This is a genomic window from Polaribacter sp. Hel1_85, assembly GCF_000766795.1.
Taxonomy (GTDB): domain Bacteria; phylum Bacteroidota; class Bacteroidia; order Flavobacteriales; family Flavobacteriaceae; genus Polaribacter.
The window spans coordinates 849,399-867,204 of the sequence record NZ_JPDS01000001.1 but is presented as its reverse complement, the minus strand read 5'-3'; the positions used below and the strand labels follow the sequence as shown (position 1 = coordinate 867,204).

Below are 17,806 nucleotides of genomic sequence, written 5' to 3'. Positions count from 1 at the left end.
TTACAAGTAGATAATAATGAAAGACCAAGAAGTATATACAATTAGAAGTATTAAAAAAGGAGTCATACTTTGTTTAAAACTAACCGTTATTTTTGGATTGATCTTTGGATTAATTTTCGGTCAGACAACTTTAGAAGGCTTTATGTGGACTTTCATTATTTCTGGAATGTATTCTTTTGGAATTGGATTTGGTAATGGTTTCATTAATAATTATTTATCTCAAAAATGGAATTGGATTACACAAACTAATGAGCGTGTTTGGGCAGGAATAATTGGTACCGTTTTATACACAGTTCCTATTGTGTTATTAATAGATTATGTTGTTTTTGTAGTAATTAATAACAATAGTGGAGATAACTTTTTTAAAGGAGATTTTTTATGGGTTCACTTATTTTATATTGTACTTTCTTTAGGGATTTCTACCTTTTTACATGCTAGAGGTTTTATGATCAATTGGAAATCTGCAATGACACAAGAAACTACCAAACAAGAAATAGTAGCAAAAACAGAAACAGCAAAGTTTGAATCTTTAAAAAATCAATTAGATCCGCATTTTTTGTTTAATAGTTTAAATGTTTTAACGAGTTTGATTGGCGAAAACCCTAACCAAGCAGAAAAATTTACTACTAAATTATCTAAAGTTTATAGATACGTTTTAGAACAAAGAAATAAAGATTTAGTGCCCGTTGCAGAAGAATTAAAGTTTGCAAAAACCTACATGCAATTGTTAGAAATGCGTTTTGAAGATGCTGTAAAATTTAATATTCCAGATGCAATTAGTAATGTAGAGTTAAAAATAGTGCCTTTGTCTTTGCAACTTTTATTAGAAAATGCTGTAAAACACAATGTGGTTTCTTCTTCTAAACCTTTAACAATTAGTATTTATGAAGAAGACACTTATTTAATTATAGAAAATAACATCAATCCTAAAGAAGCAATAGGAAAAAGCACCAAAGTAGGTTTGCAAAATATTGCTGATAGATATGGATTAATCACTCAAAAAGGAGTGAAAATAGAAAATAACAACAAAACTTTTAAGGTGAGTTTACCTCTCTTATATAAAATGAACAATATTATGTACTCAGAAGATTTAGAAAATAGCAATTACGTAAAAGCAGTAGAAAGAGTAGAAAAGTTAAAAGAATTTTATCAAAATTTAGCTTCTTACTGTTTAGTCATACCTTTTTTAATATTTATCAATTTAAGATTCTCTCCAGGATTTCATTGGTTTTGGTTTCCAATATTTGGATGGGGAATGGGATTAGTATTTCACTTTTTAGAAGTAAATAACTACAATATTTTCTTAGGTAAAAATTGGGAAAACAGAAAGATTAAAGAAATGATGGAAAAAGATCAACATAAAAGAACAAGGTAATGGAGAAAGAATTCACTAAAGAACAAAAATATGTTCTGGCTCGAAAAAGAGTAGAAAAGATTAGTAAATTTTACAAACATTTGGCAACTTATATTGTAGTAAATATCTTTTTAAGTGCCATTTTTATTGTAGGCGATATAAATGATGGGGATACTTTTAAAGAAGCTTTTACAGATTATCATAACTATAAAATTTGGTTATTTTGGGGAATAGGAATCTTTTTTCAGGCATTAAATACTTTTGGAATTCGTATATTTTTTAACAAAGACTGGGAAGAAAAAAAGATTAAAAAATATATGAATGAGCAAAGTAAATATAGATAATAATGAAAACAAATTTTACACAACAACAACGTTATTATAAAGCTCAAAAAAGAGTAAAGGATATAAAAGGGTTTTATATACATTTAACCATTTACTGTATAGTTATTCCAATAATTATTTTTGTAAACCTAACATACGAGCCTCATTTTCATTGGTTTTGGTTTTCTACATTAGGTTGGGGATCTGGTCTTTTTATTCACTGGTTAACAGTTTTTGGATTCAAGCTTTTAGGCTTAGGAAATAACTGGGAAGAAAAAAAGATTAAAGAATTTATGGAGGAAAAAAATCAATAAAATGGAACAAGATTTTATACAAGAACAAGCTTATATTAAGGCAAAAAAGAAGGTAAACGAAATTAAAGGCTTTTATGTTCACTTTGCAGTTTATGTTTTGTCTTTGCCAATTATCATCATAACAAACTTAATGTTTGTACCAGGTTTTCATTATTTTTGGTTTGCAGTTTTTGGTTGGTTATTAGCAATTTTCTTTCACTGGTTAGGCGTTTTCGGGTTTAGTAAATTAGGATTAGGAAAAGAATGGGAAGAAAATAAGATTAAAGAAATCATGGAAGAACAAATTAAAAAAGATAACAATCGTGGATAATAAATTTATACAAGAAGACAGTTTTTTAAGAGCTAAAAAGAGAGTAAAAGCCATAAAAGGGTTTTACGTTCATTTAATAGTGTACGTGTTAGTTAATATTTTTATTAGTGGAGTTGTTATTTGGGGATTGACAAAAAGTGGATATCAATTAGTAGATACTTTTTCTAATTTTGGAGTGTATTCTACATGGGTTTTCTGGGGAATAGGAATGTTTTTTCATTGGTTAGGAGTTTTTGGTTTTAAATCTTTAGGTCTTGGGAGTGATTGGGAAGAAAAGAAAATTAAAGAATTAATGGAAAAAGAAGATGAACGTAGTAAATACATTTAAAGAGATGGAATACTTAGATGAGAAAAAATTAATAAGAGCAAAATTAAGAGTTGATGAAATCAAAAACTTCTACAAACACATAGTTACTTACATATTGGTTAATTTGTTTTTAACTTTTGTTTGGAAATTTTCATTTAAAATATTTGGAGATTTTGTTGTAAGTAATCATTTTGATGATGATGGCTTTACTCATATTCCTATCTGGTTTATTTGGGGAGTTTTCTTAGCTGCTGATGTAATAAATACTTTTGGATTTACAAGTAAATATGGAAGAGATTGGGAAGAAAGAAAAATTAATGAATTTATGAAAGAATAACTTTTTTTAACTAAGAACTCAACATTAAAAACTAACAACTAATAAAAATGAACATATTAATAATTGAAGATGAAAAGCCAGCAGCAAGAAGGCTTAGTAGAATGTTAGCAACTCTAGAAATAGAAGTTCAGCAAATGTTACATTCTGTAGAAGAATCTTTAAATTGGTTACAAAATAATGAGCATCCAGATTTAATATTTTTAGATATTCAACTTTCAGACGGATTATCTTTCGAGATTTTTGAAGAAATTGAAGTAAAATCTGCCATTATTTTCACAACTGCTTATGATGAATATGCATTAAAAGCTTTTAAATTAAATAGTGTAGACTATTTGCTAAAACCTTTAGATGAAGATGAATTAAAAGTAGCAGTAGATAAGTTTAAAGAAAATCAACCAAAGCAAACAGATGTTCAAGTAAACTTGGATGACATCAGAAAATTATTAGTAAATCCGGTTGATAGAAAGTTTAAAAAAAGACTAACAATTAAAGTTGGCCAACATATAAAAATTATTCATATAGATGAAGTTGAGTGTTATTATAGCGAGAATAAATCTACCTATATTCATACAAAAGAAAACAGAAATTATTTATTAGATTATTCTTTAGAGCATTGGCAAGAACAATTAAATCCAGAGCATTTTTTTAGAGTAAATCGTACCTTCATTATTCATATTAATTCAATTAAGGATATAATAGCTTATTCTAATTCACGTTTAAAATTGATTTTACATTCTTATAACGAAACCGAAATTATTGTAAGTAGAGAGCGTGTAAAAGGCTTTAAAAATTGGATTGATTAATAATTAGTTTTTAAGTTTCAAAGTGAGAGTAGGTAGAGTTTGTCATTTCGAGTGTTTTCTGAAGAATGAAGAAAATGTATCGAGAAGTATTTTTAACTATTCACTTGCACAAAATAACAATTCACTATATTTCTTGTTTTATTAAAGGTGATAAATTTCATTTTTGAACAATGAAGAAAGTATTTAAAGCATTTTATATCTCTTTTTGCAATTTTTGATTTTATAACATATTGTAAATGTTTATTTGATGAAAAAAAGAGCTAACTACTTCATTGTTAGTTCTTTTTTTATGCGTAAAATTTACGTCTCAAAATAAATCTAAATTTATTCAATTTTTATTTAAACTTTTTACAATAAAAAGGGTCAAACCAATAAATAAAAAAAAGATAAACGAAATGAAAAAATATGTATTATTTATTGCCTTTTTAGGAATTCTAATTGGTTGTAGTAAAGATTCAGAAGACATTGAAGATTCTCAAAGTTCAGAAGACACGATACTTAATTTAGAATATCCTTATTCAATTGTAGATACAGAGGTAACAAACTTTTATTCTGATGTGAGTCCTGTTTCATTGGTAAGTGAAAATGAAGATTTTTATGGACAGGATGCAAACTATTCAGGAAACCAACCATCTTATCAAAATAATGAAGATGGAACTATTACAGACAATATAACAGGTTTAATGTGGGAAGAAGATATGGGAGCAAAAATTAGTTATGATGAAGCTTTTACCAAAGCAGAAAACTCTAATTTAGGAGGATATAATGATTGGAGAGTTCCAACAATAAAAGAACTTTATTCTTTAATTTTATTTACGGGTCAGGTTGAAGGTCAGAAAGCAGTTGATTTCTTTATAGATACTAATTTTTTTAAACAATCAATAGGAGATGTAAGTATAGGAGAAAGAGAAATTGATGCTCAAACTTGGTCTTCTACACAATATGTTGGTGTAACTATGAGTAGTGATGAAACGGTTTTTGGTGTTAATTTTGTAGACGGACGTATAAAAGGGTATCCTAAATACAAAGTTGGTACAGGAAACGTAAATACAATGTATTTTAGAATGGTTAGAGGAAATACCTCTTATGGTAAAAACGATTTTGTAGATAATGGAGATGGAACTGTAAGTGATAATGCTACTGGTTTAATGTGGCAAAAAGCTGATAATGGTACAGGATTGGATTGGAAATCTTCTTTAGCGTATTCAGAAAACTTAGAATTAGCTGATTATTCTGATTGGAGATTACCAAATGCTAAAGAATTACAAAGTATTGTAGATTACTCAAAATCGCCACAAACTACTAATTCACCAGCAATTGATTCCGTTTTTGATACAACAGAAATTAAAGATCCAGAAGGAAGTAGTGGACAATATCCATATTTTTGGACAGGAACAACTCATTTAGATGGGGTAAATCCTTATTCTGGTGCAGTATACATTGCTTTTGGTGAGGGACAAGGTCAAATGAATGGTGTTTTAATGGATGTTCATGGAGCTGGTTGTCAAAGAAGTGATCCTAAAAGTGGTAGTTCGTCTGCTTATCCAGATTATTTTGGTCCTCAAGGAGATGTAAGATATGTTTATAATTATGTAAGAAGTGTAAGAAATATCAAAAATTAAACGACTTTAAATATTTGTTACAAAGGTCTTGCTTATTTAGTAAGACCTTTATTTATTTGAATTAGTTTCAGTATTAATTATAAAAATCAAATTTTAGAAAACTATTTTTTTTTTGAAGAAACATTTAGAACGAAGTAGGGTTTTCAAATTAAAAACTATAAATTCTTCCTTTTTCACTTCAATAATAAAACTAACTTCGCATCTTTTTTTTAAAATACAATTGTAATACAAATAGCAATTGCACAAAATAAAATTCATGAATATTTACAAACAAATAGAAGCAGAAATTCTAGCTGCATCAAATATTGTTATTACAGCACATAAATCTGCAGATGGAGATTCAATTAGTTCTTCTTTAGGTTTACTTTATTTTATAGAAAAATTAGGTAAAAAAGTAGTTGTTTGTCATCCAGATAAAGCACCCGATTTTTTATATTGGTTAGATACTTCAGCAATTCTTTTAATGGAAGAAAATCCAGAAGAAGTAACTGCACAAATGCAAAAAGCAGATTTAATTTTCTGTTTAGATTATAACGCAACTAATAGAGTAGGACCAGAAATGCAAGCTTTGTTAGAAGAAGCAACTTGCAAGAAAATTATGATAGATCATCATTTAAATCCTGAAGAGTTTCCTACAATAACGGTTTCTGAAACAACAGCATCATCAACATCACAATTAATTGTAGATTTAATAGAACAATCTGGACATATAGATTTGTTAGATGAAAAAATAGGAACACCATTATATTTAGGTATTTTAACAGATACAGGTAGTTTTAGATTCAATTCTGTAAAACCAAGAACGCATGAAGTTTTAGCAAAAATTTTAGCTGCAGGTGTAGAACATCATTTAATTCATGAAAAATTAAGCGATAATAATACAGAAAGTCGTTTGCGTTTGCAAGGATATGCAATGAGCGAAAAGTTAGAGATTTTATATGAACACAATGTTGCAATTATTTCTTTATCTAAAGAAGAATTGGCAAAATACAATTACAAAAAAGGAGACACAGATAGTTTAGCAAATACCGTTTTATCTATTAAAGGAATGAAAGCTGCCATTGTATTTACAGAAAGAGATGGAATTATGAAAATTTCTTTTAGATCTAAAGGAGTAGAAAACCCAGTAAATATTTTAGCAAAAGAACATTTTAATGGTGGAGGACATGCAAATGCTTCTGGTGGAATGTGTGAGTTAACTGTAGCAGAAACATTAGAAAAATTAAAAGGATTAATTCCACAGTATTTCCCTAAACAAGAATAATTTTCTTTTTACAATATATTAAAATAGTATAAAGAGGTTTAACTAAATATTAAACCTCTTTTTTTTATAAATGGTTTTTATTAAAAACTATTTTCAACAAAATCTTCAAAAAATTTCCTAACAATTAAACTTTGATTATTTTTATCAAAATTTAAGTAGATGAGTCAGCAGGAAGAATTTTTTGAATACATTAATAACGGTTATAAAACCAAAGGAGATTTTATAGAACTTGGTGCAGCAATGTTAGGAGAAGAAACCATAACAAATGCAATTGTAAAAGTTCCTTTAAAAACTTTAAATAGACATGGTTTAATAGCTGGTGCAACAGGTACAGGTAAAACTAAAACGTTACAAGTTTTAGCAGAAAACCTTTCAGATAAAGGAATTCCTGTGTTGTTAATGGATATTAAAGGAGATTTATCTGGTTTGGCACAACCAAGTCCTGGACATGCAAAAATTGATGAGCGTCATGCAAAAATTGGTTTTCCTTTTACTGCTAAAAAATTTCCTATTGAAGTCTTAACAATTTCTGAACAAGATGGAACAAGGTTGCGTGCAACAATCTCAGAATTTGGTCCTGTTTTATTATCTAGGATTTTAGATTTAACAGAAACACAAAGCGGCATTGTTGCTATCATTTTTAAATATTGTGATGATAATAAATTACCACTTTTAGATATAAAAGATTTTAAAAAAGTTTTACAGTTTGTAACACAAGAAGGGAAGGAAGAAATCCAAAATGAATATGGACGAATTTCTTCTTCTTCTACAGGTGCAATTTTGCGTAAAATTGTAGAAATAGAACAACAAGGAGGAGATTTATTCTTCGGTGAAAAATCTTTTGATGTAGAAGATTTAACAAGAGTAGACGAAGATGGAAAAGGAATTATTTCTGTGTTGCGTTTAACAGACATTCAAGACAAACCAAAGTTGTTTTCAACATTTATGTTGCAATTATTGGCAGAAGTATATGAAACTTTTCCAGAACAAGGAGATTCTGGAAGACCAGAATTAATCATCTTTATAGATGAAGCACATTTGGTGTTTGAAGAAGCTTCAAAAGCTTTATTAAATCAAATAGAAAGCATCGTAAAACTAATTCGCTCTAAAGGAATTGGGTTGTATTTTGTAACCCAAAACCCTAAAGATGTGCCAGAAGATATTTTAGCACAATTAGGTTTAAAAATACAGCACGCTTTAAGAGCTTTTACTGCAAAAGATAGAAAAGCAATTAAGTTGGCTGCAGAAAATTATCCAGATTCAGAATATTATGATACCAAAGAAGTGTTAACACAATTAGGTATTGGAGAAGCATTTGTATCAGTTTTAAACGAAAAAGGAATTCCAACTCCATTGGCAAGAACTATGTTGCGTGCTCCAATGAGTAGAATGGATATTCTTACAGATAAAGAGCTTAAAAATGTAATTAATAATTCACGTCTTTTTTATAAATACAATGAAAATTTAGATAGAGATAGTGCTTATGAATTGCTAAACTCTAAAATTAATAAGATAAATATAGCAGAAGAAAAAGCAATTAAAGCAGCAATAGACAAAAAGGAAAAAGAAAAATTAGCTAAAGAAAAAGAGAAAGAAAGACAAAGGGAAGAAAGAGCCTCTAGAAGTGTTTCTAGAAGAAGAAGTACAAGGCAGAACCCAATTGTAAAAGTATTAACAAGTGCCACTTTTATTAGAGCAGCATTTGGAATATTAAAAAAAGTATTGAAGTAACAAAATCAAAAAAAGAACGTTTAAATAAGAACAAAACTAACAAAATGATTAAAAAGAACCTCTTACCAATAATAGTATTCGCTTTTTCACTACTTATAATTAGTTGTAGTAACAGTAGTAAATTTAAAATTGAAAAAGGAAGAGTTGGAGAAATTACTACAAAAACTACGATTCAAGAGTTGAATAAAATTTTTAAAAACGATTCTATTGTTAAAAATTTAAGTGAAGGAGCACAAGGAGATAATTATTTTCAAGAAGATGACGAGTATTTTATTTTCGAAAAAGGTGGGAAGCTTTTGTTAACAATTATGCCAAAAGAGCAATTAGATTCAACTTCTACGATTAAGAGTATCGAAATTCATGACGAGCGTTTTAAAACGGAATCTGGAATCACTGTAAATTCTAGTTTTTCAGAAATTAATGCTAACAATAGCATCAATAAAATAGAACGTACATTCTCTTCAGCAACCTTGTTTTTAGACAATTTAAATTGTACAATTGCTATAGATAACGAAGAATTAGGTTTAAAAGAATTTAACACTCAAAAAGTTACCAAAGAACAGATTCCAGATTTAGCAAAAATGAAATCGTTTATAGTTTGGTTTAATTAGGGCGTATTTTGTTCGTTTTATTTTAAAACAAAACCGCGCTTGGAATTTATCTTGAGCGAAGTCGAAAGGTTATATCTTTTTATGCTGAAATAATTCAGCAATCTAAAAAACACTCTTCTAATAAATAATATTTTACTATTTTTATTAAATGAGTGTTTTTTGCATAAAAAGGATGCCATTTCAATCGCTTACGCAAAACCAATCTTTATGAAAAAAAAATATACAATTCAAAAATCACCCTTTATAGTTCCAACAACAGACGGAAAGTTAATTGAAGAACATTTTGGTAATGCTACAGATAAAAATTCTCAAATAAGTATTGCACATATGATAGCACCTTCTGGTTGGAGCGAACCTTTTCAAACCCCAGAATTTGATGAATATACTTACATCATAAAAGGAAAAAAGCAATTTATTATAGAAGGAGAAACTGTTGTTTTAGAAACAGGACAATCTATCAAAATAGAGAAAAACACTAGAGTTCAATACTCAAACCCTTTTGAGAAACAATGTGAATATATTGCTATTTGTTTGCCTGCTTTTTCAATAGATCTGGTAAATAGGGAAGAAGAATAGAAAATAAATTTCATAAAAAAAAACGAGCTAATATAATTAGTTCGTTTTTTTATAAATTTTAAAAAGTAATTTTAGTTATTTCTTTGGCAAGCTAATAATGTGTTTTTCAATAACATTGCAATTGTCATTGGCCCAACTCCACCAGGTACCGGTGTTATAAATTCAGATTTTTTAGAAACTTCATCAAAAGAAACATCACCAACCAATCTAAATCCGTTCTTTTTACTAGAATCTGCTAAACGAGTAATTCCTACATCAATAACAGTAACATTATCTTTAACCATATCTGCTTTTAAAAAACTCAGGAATTCCAATAGCAGCAATAATAATATCTGCTTGTAAAGTAAATTCTTTTAAGTTTTTTGTTCTACTATGACACATGGTTACTGTAGCATTACCAACCTTCCTTTTTTGTGATAACAAAATACTCATTGGGCTACCTACAATATGACTTCTACCTAAAACAACAACGTGTTTTCCAGAAGTTTCAACATTGTATCTGTCTAATAATTCTAAAATTCCAAAAGGAGTTGCAGAAATAAAAGTAGGTAAGTTTAACGCCATTTTACCAACATTTGTTGGATGAAATCCGTCAACATCTTTATCAGGATCTATAGCCATTAATATTTTTTGCTCATCAATATGTTTTGGCAATGGAAGTTGAACAATAAAACCATCAATATCTTTGTCAATATTTAAGATAGCAATTTCATTTAATAATTCTTCTTCAGTAGTTTCTTCTGGCAATCTAATTAAAGTAGATTCAAAGCCAACACGTTCACAAGCTTTTACTTTTGCGTTTACGTAAGTAATACTTGCTCCATCATTTCCAACAATTACAGCAGCTAGATGAGGTGTTTCATGACCTCTGTCTTTTAAATCTCTTACTTCTAAAGCAATTTCTTCTTTAATTTCTGCAGCTGTTTTTTTTCCGTCTAATAAAATCATTTTGTATCTAATATATATATGGTAATAGTTGTGTTAAAATTATTGAATTCTTTTAATATAGTATAATTATTATTTAAAATATTGAGATCTTCTTCCGTTAAATTATATACAGTAGCATAAAAAACATATTTATTTTTTCCTGTAAATTTAGCAAAAGATCTTTTATCTCCACTAAAATCGATAAGATCTAAAGTAGTATAATTGGGGAAAAAACTTCCAACTTCTGAAACATCTATATGTTCATTATTTAAATAATCAATAGCTTTTATTCTTAATGAATGGTATGGTAAATGACCTAATGTAGCTCTCCAACCTTGAGAAAGTTCTTTTGGATATATCCATAGATTTCCTGTAATTAAACCAATTAAAAGAGTGAAATACAAAACCTTTTTTAGCTTTAAGTACTTGCTAATAATTATAAAAGAAAATAAGTTAAAACAGATATAAGAAACGATGAAGTATCTAATGCCAACAGAGTTTGTGACGCTTATGATTGTTATAATAATTAGTATTACAGAAGATATTGCTAAAAGTAGAATTTGTTTATTCTTTATTGATTTTATTATTTTTTTTCCATAGATAAAAAAACTGATGACGATTAATAGCATTATAAAAATTCTTCCAAAGTCTAAATATCGCCAAACTAATACAACTAAATTTCTTATGAAATATTTAAAATCTGCAAAATGCCACATTCCAGACCAAGGAGAATTTGGATGTGTTTGCAGCCATCCTTTAGTTAGAAGTCTCCAACCAACAAATATAAATGCAGGTAGACTTGATAAAAAATATAAAAGAATAAATTTAATTGTAATAATTTTTTTTATTACTTCTTTTTGAATAAACAATTTATTGAGAACATCGAATAAAAAAATACCAGCAAAGAGCATCATACTTCTATAAGAGACAATACTTAAAAAAAGTAAACCAATAAATTTAAATAAAATTTTGTTTTTTAGTATTGAATTTACAGCTAAAAAAAAGAAAAATAGCATAATAATTTCCATATTAACTAAAACAAAACAAGTTGAAAGAGAAGGATCTACTATTATTAATATAAATGCACAAAATTGTAAGCTTCTTTCCTTTACAAAATAAGATATAAATTTATGAAGTTGGTAAAAGAAACCAAAAGTAAATGGAAGCATTGCTAAATGACTTACCCATAAATGATGTCCAAATATATTCCAAAAAACTGTTAAAATAAATCCCAAAAAAGGAGGATGACCAGGATCAAAACTATCTGGCATATTCCAATTGAAGATAGAATTGTAATATAATTGATTCCCCATTTTTGACCCAAAGAGGATATCATCATCAAACATTCCGTAATTTATAGAAATTAGAAATATTAGAATGCTTAGAAAAATAAAAAAGTAAAATTCACTTTTTTTATAATTCAATAATGATTTTATCATTTTTTTTAAAATAAGTTCATAAAAAAGGCTGCTAAAAAGCAGCCTAAATATTTTTATTTCATTCCTTTCATCATTTGCATCATCTTTTTGCCACCACCACCTTGCATCATCTTCATCATTTTGCTCATTTGGTTAAATTGCTTCATTAGTTGATTTACTTCTTGAATACTTGTTCCAGAACCTTTTGCAATTCTCTTTTTTCTACTTGCATTTATAGTTGTTGGTGTACTTCTTTCTTCTTTTGTCATAGAATGAATAATAGCTTCAATTCCTTTAAAAGCATCATCATCAATATCAACATCTTTCATTGCTTTTCCAGCTCCAGGAATCATTCCCACTAAATCTTTCATGCTACCCATCTTTTTAATTTGTTGAATCTGACTTAAAAAGTCATCAAAACCAAATTGATTTTTAGCAATCTTTTTCTGTAATTTTCTAGCTTCTTCTTCATCGTATTGATCTTGTGCTCTTTCAACTAAAGAAACAACATCTCCCATTCCTAAAATACGATCTGCCATTCTATCTGGATGGAATACATCAATTGCATCCATTTTTTCTCCAGTACCAATAAATTTAATTGGTTTATCAACTACAGATTTAATAGACAAAGCAGCTCCACCACGTGTATCTCCATCTAATTTTGTTAGAACAACTCCATCAAAATTTAAGATATCGTTAAACGCTTTAGCTGTATTTACAGCATCTTGACCTGTCATAGAATCTACAACAAATAAAGTTTCTTGTGGGTTTACTGTTTTATGAATGTTAGAAATTTCAGTCATCATTTCTTCATCAACAGCTAAACGACCAGCAGTATCAATAATAACTACATTTTTACCATTTGCTTTTGCATGTTTTATAGCATTCTGAGAAATTTCAACAGGATTATTATTACCAACTTCAGCATAAACTTCAATACCAATTTGTTCTCCAACAACTTGCAATTGGTTAATTGCTGCAGGTCTATAAACGTCACAACCAACTAATAAAACTTGTTTTGATTTTTTATCTTTAAGATAGTTTGCTAATTTTCCTGAAAAAGTAGTTTTACCAGAACCTTGTAAACCAGACATTAAAATTACGGTTGGTGAACCACCAAGATTAACTCCAACAGTTTCTCCACCCATTAAGTCAGTTAGTTCATCTTTAACTAACTTCACCATTAATTGTCCAGGATTTAACGTTGTTAATACGTCTTGACCTAAAGCTTTGGTTTGAACTCTTTTTGTAAATTCTTTGGCAATTTTAAAGTTTACATCGGCATCCAATAATGCTCTTCTAACTTCTTTTAGCGTCTCTGCAACATTAACCTCAGTAATTCTACCATGACCTTTTAAGGTGTGTAGGGCTTTATCTAATTTATCGCTTAAATTATTAAACATAATTTGTCTTCTTTTTTAGGAAGCACAAATATATGAATTAGAGACGATTTGTATAGTGAATAGCATAGTTTTTTACTTATTAAGTCTTTAAAAATATGCTTATAAAAAAGTTTATTAAATGAATAAATACTGAGATAAGGGAAATATGAAGTGAAAATGCTATTATAATTCAAACCAAACTCTAAAAAATAGATGAGGTTTAGCAATCAATTTCCTCACCATAAGTCATTATTAAAGTTTCTGTATGATGTTCTGTATGATGAGCAGTCCACATAATAATTTCTCTAATAGTCATTTTACCCATTAATGGATGTGGAATTACTAGAGTATCTAAATTAACATCACTAATTTTTTTAATTTTATATTGTAGTTTTTTACTCTGTATTTGAAGCTTTGTAAGTAATCTTTTTCTATTTTTTTGCAAAGGTTTTTTTAAATTTTGATTAAAAACTCTTGCTCGATCACTATTTTCAAGTAACTTCTGTTGATATTTATTTACAATAGTTTTATAATCTCTAGATTCTCTATTACACAATCCGAATTTATATTTTAAAAAAAATCTAGGATAACTTAATGCATTATTTAAAGCTTGTAAACTATTAACTAAATGAAGAACTTGTTGGCCAACAGTCCATTTATTATCAGGTCCTTTTTCCCAATTATCTTCTGGTTGATTTTCTAACCAATTAAATAAATCTCGATGTTTTTCCTCTAATAAATCTGCAATTGCTAATTTTTCCATTAAAAAATATTTATCCGTGAGAAAGGTACAAAAAAAGAGTTGAAAATATCAACTCTTAATTTTATTGGAAATATAACTTTATTTTTTTTCTGGAATAAACTCTAGAGCTACACCATTTATACAATCACGTTTTCCGGTAGTTTCTTCAGGGCCATCATCAAAAGAATGACCTAAGTGACTACCACAAGTATTGCATTTTAATTCTGTTCTCTTATAACCAATCTTATAATCTACATCTAACTCTACATTTTCTTTAATAGCTCTATCAAAAGAAGGCCAACCAGAACCAGAATCGTATTTATGTTCAGATTTATAAAGAGGTGTTTTACAAGCTGCACAAACATAAGTTCCTTTGGCTTTATTTTTATTTAAATCACTTGAAAAAGCTCTTTCTGTTCCTGCTTCACGTAAAACATAATATTGTAAAGGTGTTAATTGTTTTCTCCAATCAGAATCGGTCTTTACAATTTTATATATTTTTTTTTCTTTGGATGAATTTTGTGCTTTGCATGAGTAAACCATCAAAAGAATAACAGTAGATAAAGTGAGAATCTTTTTCATAAATATAAAATTGAATTCGTTTTTATTTCTGACGAACATTTAATGTAATAATTACATAATAATACTCATTTAATAAATATATTTTTTTGATAAAGATAGAATATGTAGTTTTAGAGTCTTGTAAAAACTCAATTAAAAGTGACAATTTGTATATTATTGTGTCTTAATAATAGTGATTATAAAAATTAGAAATAGATGAAAAAAGTAGTTGTATTAGTTTTAACAGTTTTCCTTTTTGTAGAATGTAGTACAGTGCCTATTACAGGTAGAAAACGAGTTAATTTTGTAAGTGATTCTCAAGTTTTACCAGCAAGTTTTGCTCAATATAAAGGTTTTTTAGAAGAGAATAAATTGTCTAGTAATAGAGAAATGAGTAATCAGGTTAAAGAAGTAGGTAAAAATATTTCTGCGGCTGTTGATCGTTTTATGCGTGCAAATAATATGACATCAGAAGCAGATTCATATAAATGGGAATTTAATTTAATTGATGATGAAACAGTAAATGCTTGGTGTATGCCAGGAGGTAAAGTTGTTTTTTATACAGGTATCATGCCAATTTGTGATAATGAAAATGGAGTTGCAGCAGTTATGGGGCATGAAGTTGCTCATGCTTTTGCAAAACATGGACAAGAAAGAATGTCTCAAGGGCAATTACAACAATTAGGTGGTTTAGCTGTTGCTTTAGGTACTTCTAATAAAGATCCAAAAACACAACAATTGTGGAATACTGCATTTGGAATTGGTTCTGGTTTAGGAATGTTAAAATTTAGTAGAGTTCATGAACAAGAAGCAGACAGACTAGGTTTAGTTTTTATGTTAATGGCAGGTTATGAAGGTACAGAAGCTGCAGAAGTTTGGGTAAGAATGAGTAAAAGAGCAAATGGAAGTTCTCAACCAGAAATTTTAAGTACACATCCATCTAATGCATCAAGAATCCAAGACTTAAGAACATATTTACCAACTGCTAAAAAGTATGCTATACAATATAATGCTAAAGGAAACATTGCATTAAAAAAATAAGGAAACAAATAGTTTTCATATATTGTAACCGTTCAAAAATTATTTTTTGAACGGTTTTTTTATAAAATATATTCTATGTTAAAAATTGGAGATAAAAAATTAATTAATGCCTGGGCTTTTTATGATTGGGCAAATTCAGTTTATTCTTTAGTAATTAGTACTGCAGTATTTCCTATTTATTATGCTGGTTTAACAGCTTCTGAAGGTTTTGCAAACGCAAATGGAAAGATTACTTTTTTAGGAACATTATGGACTCCAACTACTTTATATAATTATGCTTTGGCATTATCCTTTTTGATAGTTGCATTTATATCTCCAATGTTATCTGGTATTGCAGATTATGCTGGAAATAAAAAGAAATTCCTAAAAGGTTTTTGCTTGTTAGGTTCTATTTCTGTAATGTGTTTGTTCTTTTTTACAGGAAAAGAAACACTTTGGGTTGGTATTTTATTTACAATGTTAGCAAGTATTGGTTTTTGGGGGAGTATTGTTTTTTACAATGCATATTTACCAGAAGTTGCTCATCCAGAACAACAAGACAATGTAAGTGCAAAAGGTTTTATATTAGGTTATTTAGGTTCTATTTTGTTATTACTATTGTGTTTAGTTATAATTGAAACAGAAGTATTTGGAATGTATGACAAACAATTTGGTTCTCAATTGTCATTTGTTTTAGTTGGTTTATGGTGGCTTGGATTTGCTCAAATTACATATGCTAGATTGCCAGATGAAGAAAAAAATGCATTACCTAAAGACAATTATTTTACAAAAGGAATAAGAGAAATTCGAAAAGTAGCAAAAGAGTTATTTGAATATAGAGAGCTTAAGATATTTTTAATTTCGTTCTTTTTATTGAGTATTGGTGTACAAACCATAATTTTAATGGCTGGTATTTTTGGAACTATTTTAGGTTTAGAAACTTTAAATTTGATAATGACTATATTATTAGTACAGTTTGTTGGAATTTTAGGAGCTTTTGTGTTCTCTAGATTATCCAATAAAATTGGAAATATTAAAACTTTAAAAATTACAATTGCAATATGGGGAGTAGTGTGTTTTATCGGTTTTAACCTCACAAAAGACACACCTAATATAGAAATGTATTTTTATATTTTAGGAGGTTTAATTGGTTTAGTAATGGGTGCAATACAATCTTTAGCAAGGTCTACTTATTCAAAACTTTTACCAGAAACAGAAGATCACGCATCTTATTTTAGTTTCTTTGATGTTACAGAAAAAATTGCGTTAGTAGTTGGTATGATTACTTTTGGAGTATTAAATTCTATAATCTCTATCCAATCTAGTGTGCTGGCCTTGGCTATTTTCTTTTTAGCCGCTTTTATATCTATTAGTAGAATTAAGAAAACAAAATATGTTCATTAACTTTTAGTAAAATAATTTTCTAATTCCAATAAAAACAAAAATCATTATCGAATAAAAAATAAAAAAAGGAATTATAAATTGTGGGTAATCTAGCATTAAAAATATACTTATAATTAATAATTGAAAACCTAAACCAAAAGTTGATACACAAGTCATAAACCAATTAGGGAAACTTTTTCCTTTAGAAGCATTTTTATCTAAAACATAAATAATTTTATCAAAAACCCCATAAAGAAGTTTATAAAGCATAAATAAAACATTTACTTTTTTTTGACTTTCTCCAGCTAATGCAATGGGAGTTTTATCTTCAAAAATCCGGCTTGTTGTATCTCCATTAAACTTATTTCTCAAAATTACATAGTAGTAATTATATAAAGTTCCCTGTAATTGAATACAAAAAAATGATAAAAGGGTACTATAAATATTTTGATTTGTAATTTGCCAAACGGCTAATAAAATAAATAGATTTAAAATAATATCTGAAATTGAATCAAAATATCTTCCTGTATATGAAGGTGTTCTTTTTATTCGTGCCAATTCTCCATCAGCAGCGTCTAAAATAGATTTAAAAATCAAGAAAAATACTGCGGTTTTAAAATAATGATTTAAAATACAAATAATTGCAATAAGCCCAGATATGATAAATAATAATGTTACATGAATAGGGGTAAAAGACGTCTTTTTAAGAGAGTTAGCAATAATTTTTGCTACTGGTCTTCCGTAATCCGATAAATCTAAAAATTTATTTTCTTCAGGTAACTTTGACATTAGTTGCTTTTTATATTGAGCATTTTTAACGA

The 17,806-nt window shown here is 28.1% G+C and carries 19 protein-coding genes and 1 pseudogene; 14 read left to right on the top strand and 6 right to left on the bottom strand.

Annotated elements, in window-relative coordinates:
• Positions 1 to 16 precede the first annotated feature (16 nt).
• The 12 genes from PHEL85_RS03865 to PHEL85_RS03810 all read left to right on the top strand — a co-directional run bounded on the left by PHEL85_RS03865 (position 17) and on the right by PHEL85_RS03810 (position 9,552).
• Positions 17 to 1,375, top strand: a complete 1,359-nt coding sequence (locus tag PHEL85_RS03865) for a 2TM domain-containing protein (RefSeq protein WP_036821259.1) — start codon at positions 17 to 19, stop codon at positions 1,373 to 1,375.
• A complete protein-coding gene (locus PHEL85_RS03860) occupies positions 1,375 to 1,698 on the top strand; it encodes a 2TM domain-containing protein (protein WP_036821257.1) in 324 nt (107 codons plus the stop codon). The genes PHEL85_RS03865 and PHEL85_RS03860 overlap by 1 nt, the downstream gene beginning before the upstream one ends.
• A gap of 2 nt (positions 1,699 to 1,700) precedes the next feature.
• A complete protein-coding gene (locus tag PHEL85_RS03855) occupies positions 1,701 to 1,991 on the top strand; it encodes a 2TM domain-containing protein (protein ID WP_036821254.1) in 291 nt (96 codons plus the stop codon).
• Between the two features lies 1 nt (position 1,992).
• Positions 1,993 to 2,301, top strand: a complete 309-nt coding sequence (locus PHEL85_RS03850; RefSeq protein WP_036821251.1) for a 2TM domain-containing protein — start codon at positions 1,993 to 1,995, stop codon at positions 2,299 to 2,301.
• Entirely contained in the window at positions 2,294 to 2,629 is a 336-nt protein-coding gene (locus PHEL85_RS03845; protein WP_036821248.1) for a 2TM domain-containing protein, read from the top strand. Before PHEL85_RS03850 ends, PHEL85_RS03845 begins: the two co-directional genes overlap by 8 nt.
• A complete protein-coding gene (locus tag PHEL85_RS03840) occupies positions 2,607 to 2,945 on the top strand; it encodes a 2TM domain-containing protein (RefSeq protein ID WP_036821245.1) in 339 nt (112 codons plus the stop codon). The genes PHEL85_RS03845 and PHEL85_RS03840 overlap by 23 nt, the downstream gene beginning before the upstream one ends.
• Positions 2,946 to 2,992: 47 nt before the next feature.
• On the top strand, positions 2,993 to 3,748 hold the full coding sequence (locus PHEL85_RS03835) for a LytR/AlgR family response regulator transcription factor (protein WP_036821241.1): 756 nt from the start codon (positions 2,993 to 2,995) through the stop codon (positions 3,746 to 3,748).
• A 395-nt stretch (positions 3,749 to 4,143) separates the two neighbouring features.
• A complete protein-coding gene (locus PHEL85_RS03830; protein WP_081965086.1) occupies positions 4,144 to 5,370 on the top strand; it encodes a DUF1566 domain-containing protein in 1,227 nt (408 codons plus the stop codon).
• 256 nt (positions 5,371 to 5,626) lie between these two features.
• Positions 5,627 to 6,634 carry a DHH family phosphoesterase gene (locus tag PHEL85_RS03825; protein ID WP_036821238.1) on the top strand — a complete coding sequence of 336 codons (1,008 nt, stop codon included), beginning with the start codon at positions 5,627 to 5,629 and terminating at the stop codon, positions 6,632 to 6,634.
• A 159-nt stretch (positions 6,635 to 6,793) separates the two neighbouring features.
• Positions 6,794 to 8,365, top strand: a complete 1,572-nt coding sequence (locus PHEL85_RS03820) for a helicase HerA-like domain-containing protein (RefSeq protein ID WP_036821235.1) — start codon at positions 6,794 to 6,796, stop codon at positions 8,363 to 8,365.
• 44 nt (positions 8,366 to 8,409) lie between these two features.
• Positions 8,410 to 8,976, top strand: a complete 567-nt coding sequence (locus PHEL85_RS03815) for a hypothetical protein (protein ID WP_036821232.1) — start codon at positions 8,410 to 8,412, stop codon at positions 8,974 to 8,976.
• Positions 8,977 to 9,183: 207 nt separating this feature from the next.
• Complete coding sequence (locus PHEL85_RS03810; protein ID WP_036823079.1) at positions 9,184 to 9,552, top strand: cupin domain-containing protein; 369 nt, start codon at positions 9,184 to 9,186, stop codon at positions 9,550 to 9,552.
• A gap of 71 nt (positions 9,553 to 9,623) precedes the next feature.
• Here the strand turns inward: PHEL85_RS03810 and folD are convergent.
• The 5 genes and pseudogenes from folD to msrB all read right to left on the bottom strand — a co-directional run bounded on the left by folD (position 9,624) and on the right by msrB (position 14,603).
• Positions 9,624 to 10,500: pseudogene (gene folD / locus PHEL85_RS03805) on the bottom strand (bifunctional methylenetetrahydrofolate dehydrogenase/methenyltetrahydrofolate cyclohydrolase FolD).
• Entirely contained in the window at positions 10,497 to 11,918 is a 1,422-nt protein-coding gene (locus PHEL85_RS03800; RefSeq protein ID WP_156109097.1) for a hypothetical protein, read from the bottom strand. The pseudogene folD and the gene PHEL85_RS03800 overlap by 4 nt, the downstream one beginning before the upstream one ends.
• 53 nt (positions 11,919 to 11,971) lie before the next feature.
• A complete protein-coding gene (gene ffh, locus PHEL85_RS03795; protein ID WP_036821226.1) occupies positions 11,972 to 13,300 on the bottom strand; it encodes a signal recognition particle protein in 1,329 nt (442 codons plus the stop codon).
• A gap of 199 nt (positions 13,301 to 13,499) precedes the next feature.
• The gene (locus PHEL85_RS03790; protein WP_036821223.1) at positions 13,500 to 14,042 is read right to left on the bottom strand and encodes a DinB family protein; all 543 of its coding nucleotides are present in this window, start codon (positions 14,040 to 14,042) and stop codon (positions 13,500 to 13,502) included.
• A gap of 78 nt (positions 14,043 to 14,120) precedes the next feature.
• Positions 14,121 to 14,603 carry a peptide-methionine (R)-S-oxide reductase MsrB gene (msrB, locus tag PHEL85_RS03785; RefSeq protein ID WP_036821218.1) on the bottom strand — a complete coding sequence of 161 codons (483 nt, stop codon included), beginning with the start codon at positions 14,601 to 14,603 and terminating at the stop codon, positions 14,121 to 14,123.
• Between the two features lie 195 nt (positions 14,604 to 14,798).
• Between msrB and PHEL85_RS03780 the strand changes: the two genes are divergently transcribed.
• Entirely contained in the window at positions 14,799 to 15,623 is an 825-nt protein-coding gene (locus tag PHEL85_RS03780; RefSeq protein ID WP_036821215.1) for a M48 family metallopeptidase, read from the top strand.
• A 75-nt stretch (positions 15,624 to 15,698) separates the two neighbouring features.
• Positions 15,699 to 17,006 (top strand): MFS transporter, encoded by a 1,308-nt coding sequence (locus tag PHEL85_RS03775; protein WP_036821212.1) that lies wholly within the window; start codon positions 15,699 to 15,701, stop codon positions 17,004 to 17,006.
• A 3-nt stretch (positions 17,007 to 17,009) separates the two neighbouring features.
• Here the strand turns inward: PHEL85_RS03775 and PHEL85_RS03770 are convergent, their stop codons facing one another.
• Complete coding sequence (locus PHEL85_RS03770) at positions 17,010 to 17,774, bottom strand: CDP-alcohol phosphatidyltransferase family protein (RefSeq protein ID WP_036821209.1); 765 nt, start codon at positions 17,772 to 17,774, stop codon at positions 17,010 to 17,012.
• Between the last annotated feature and the right edge of the window lie 32 nt (positions 17,775 to 17,806).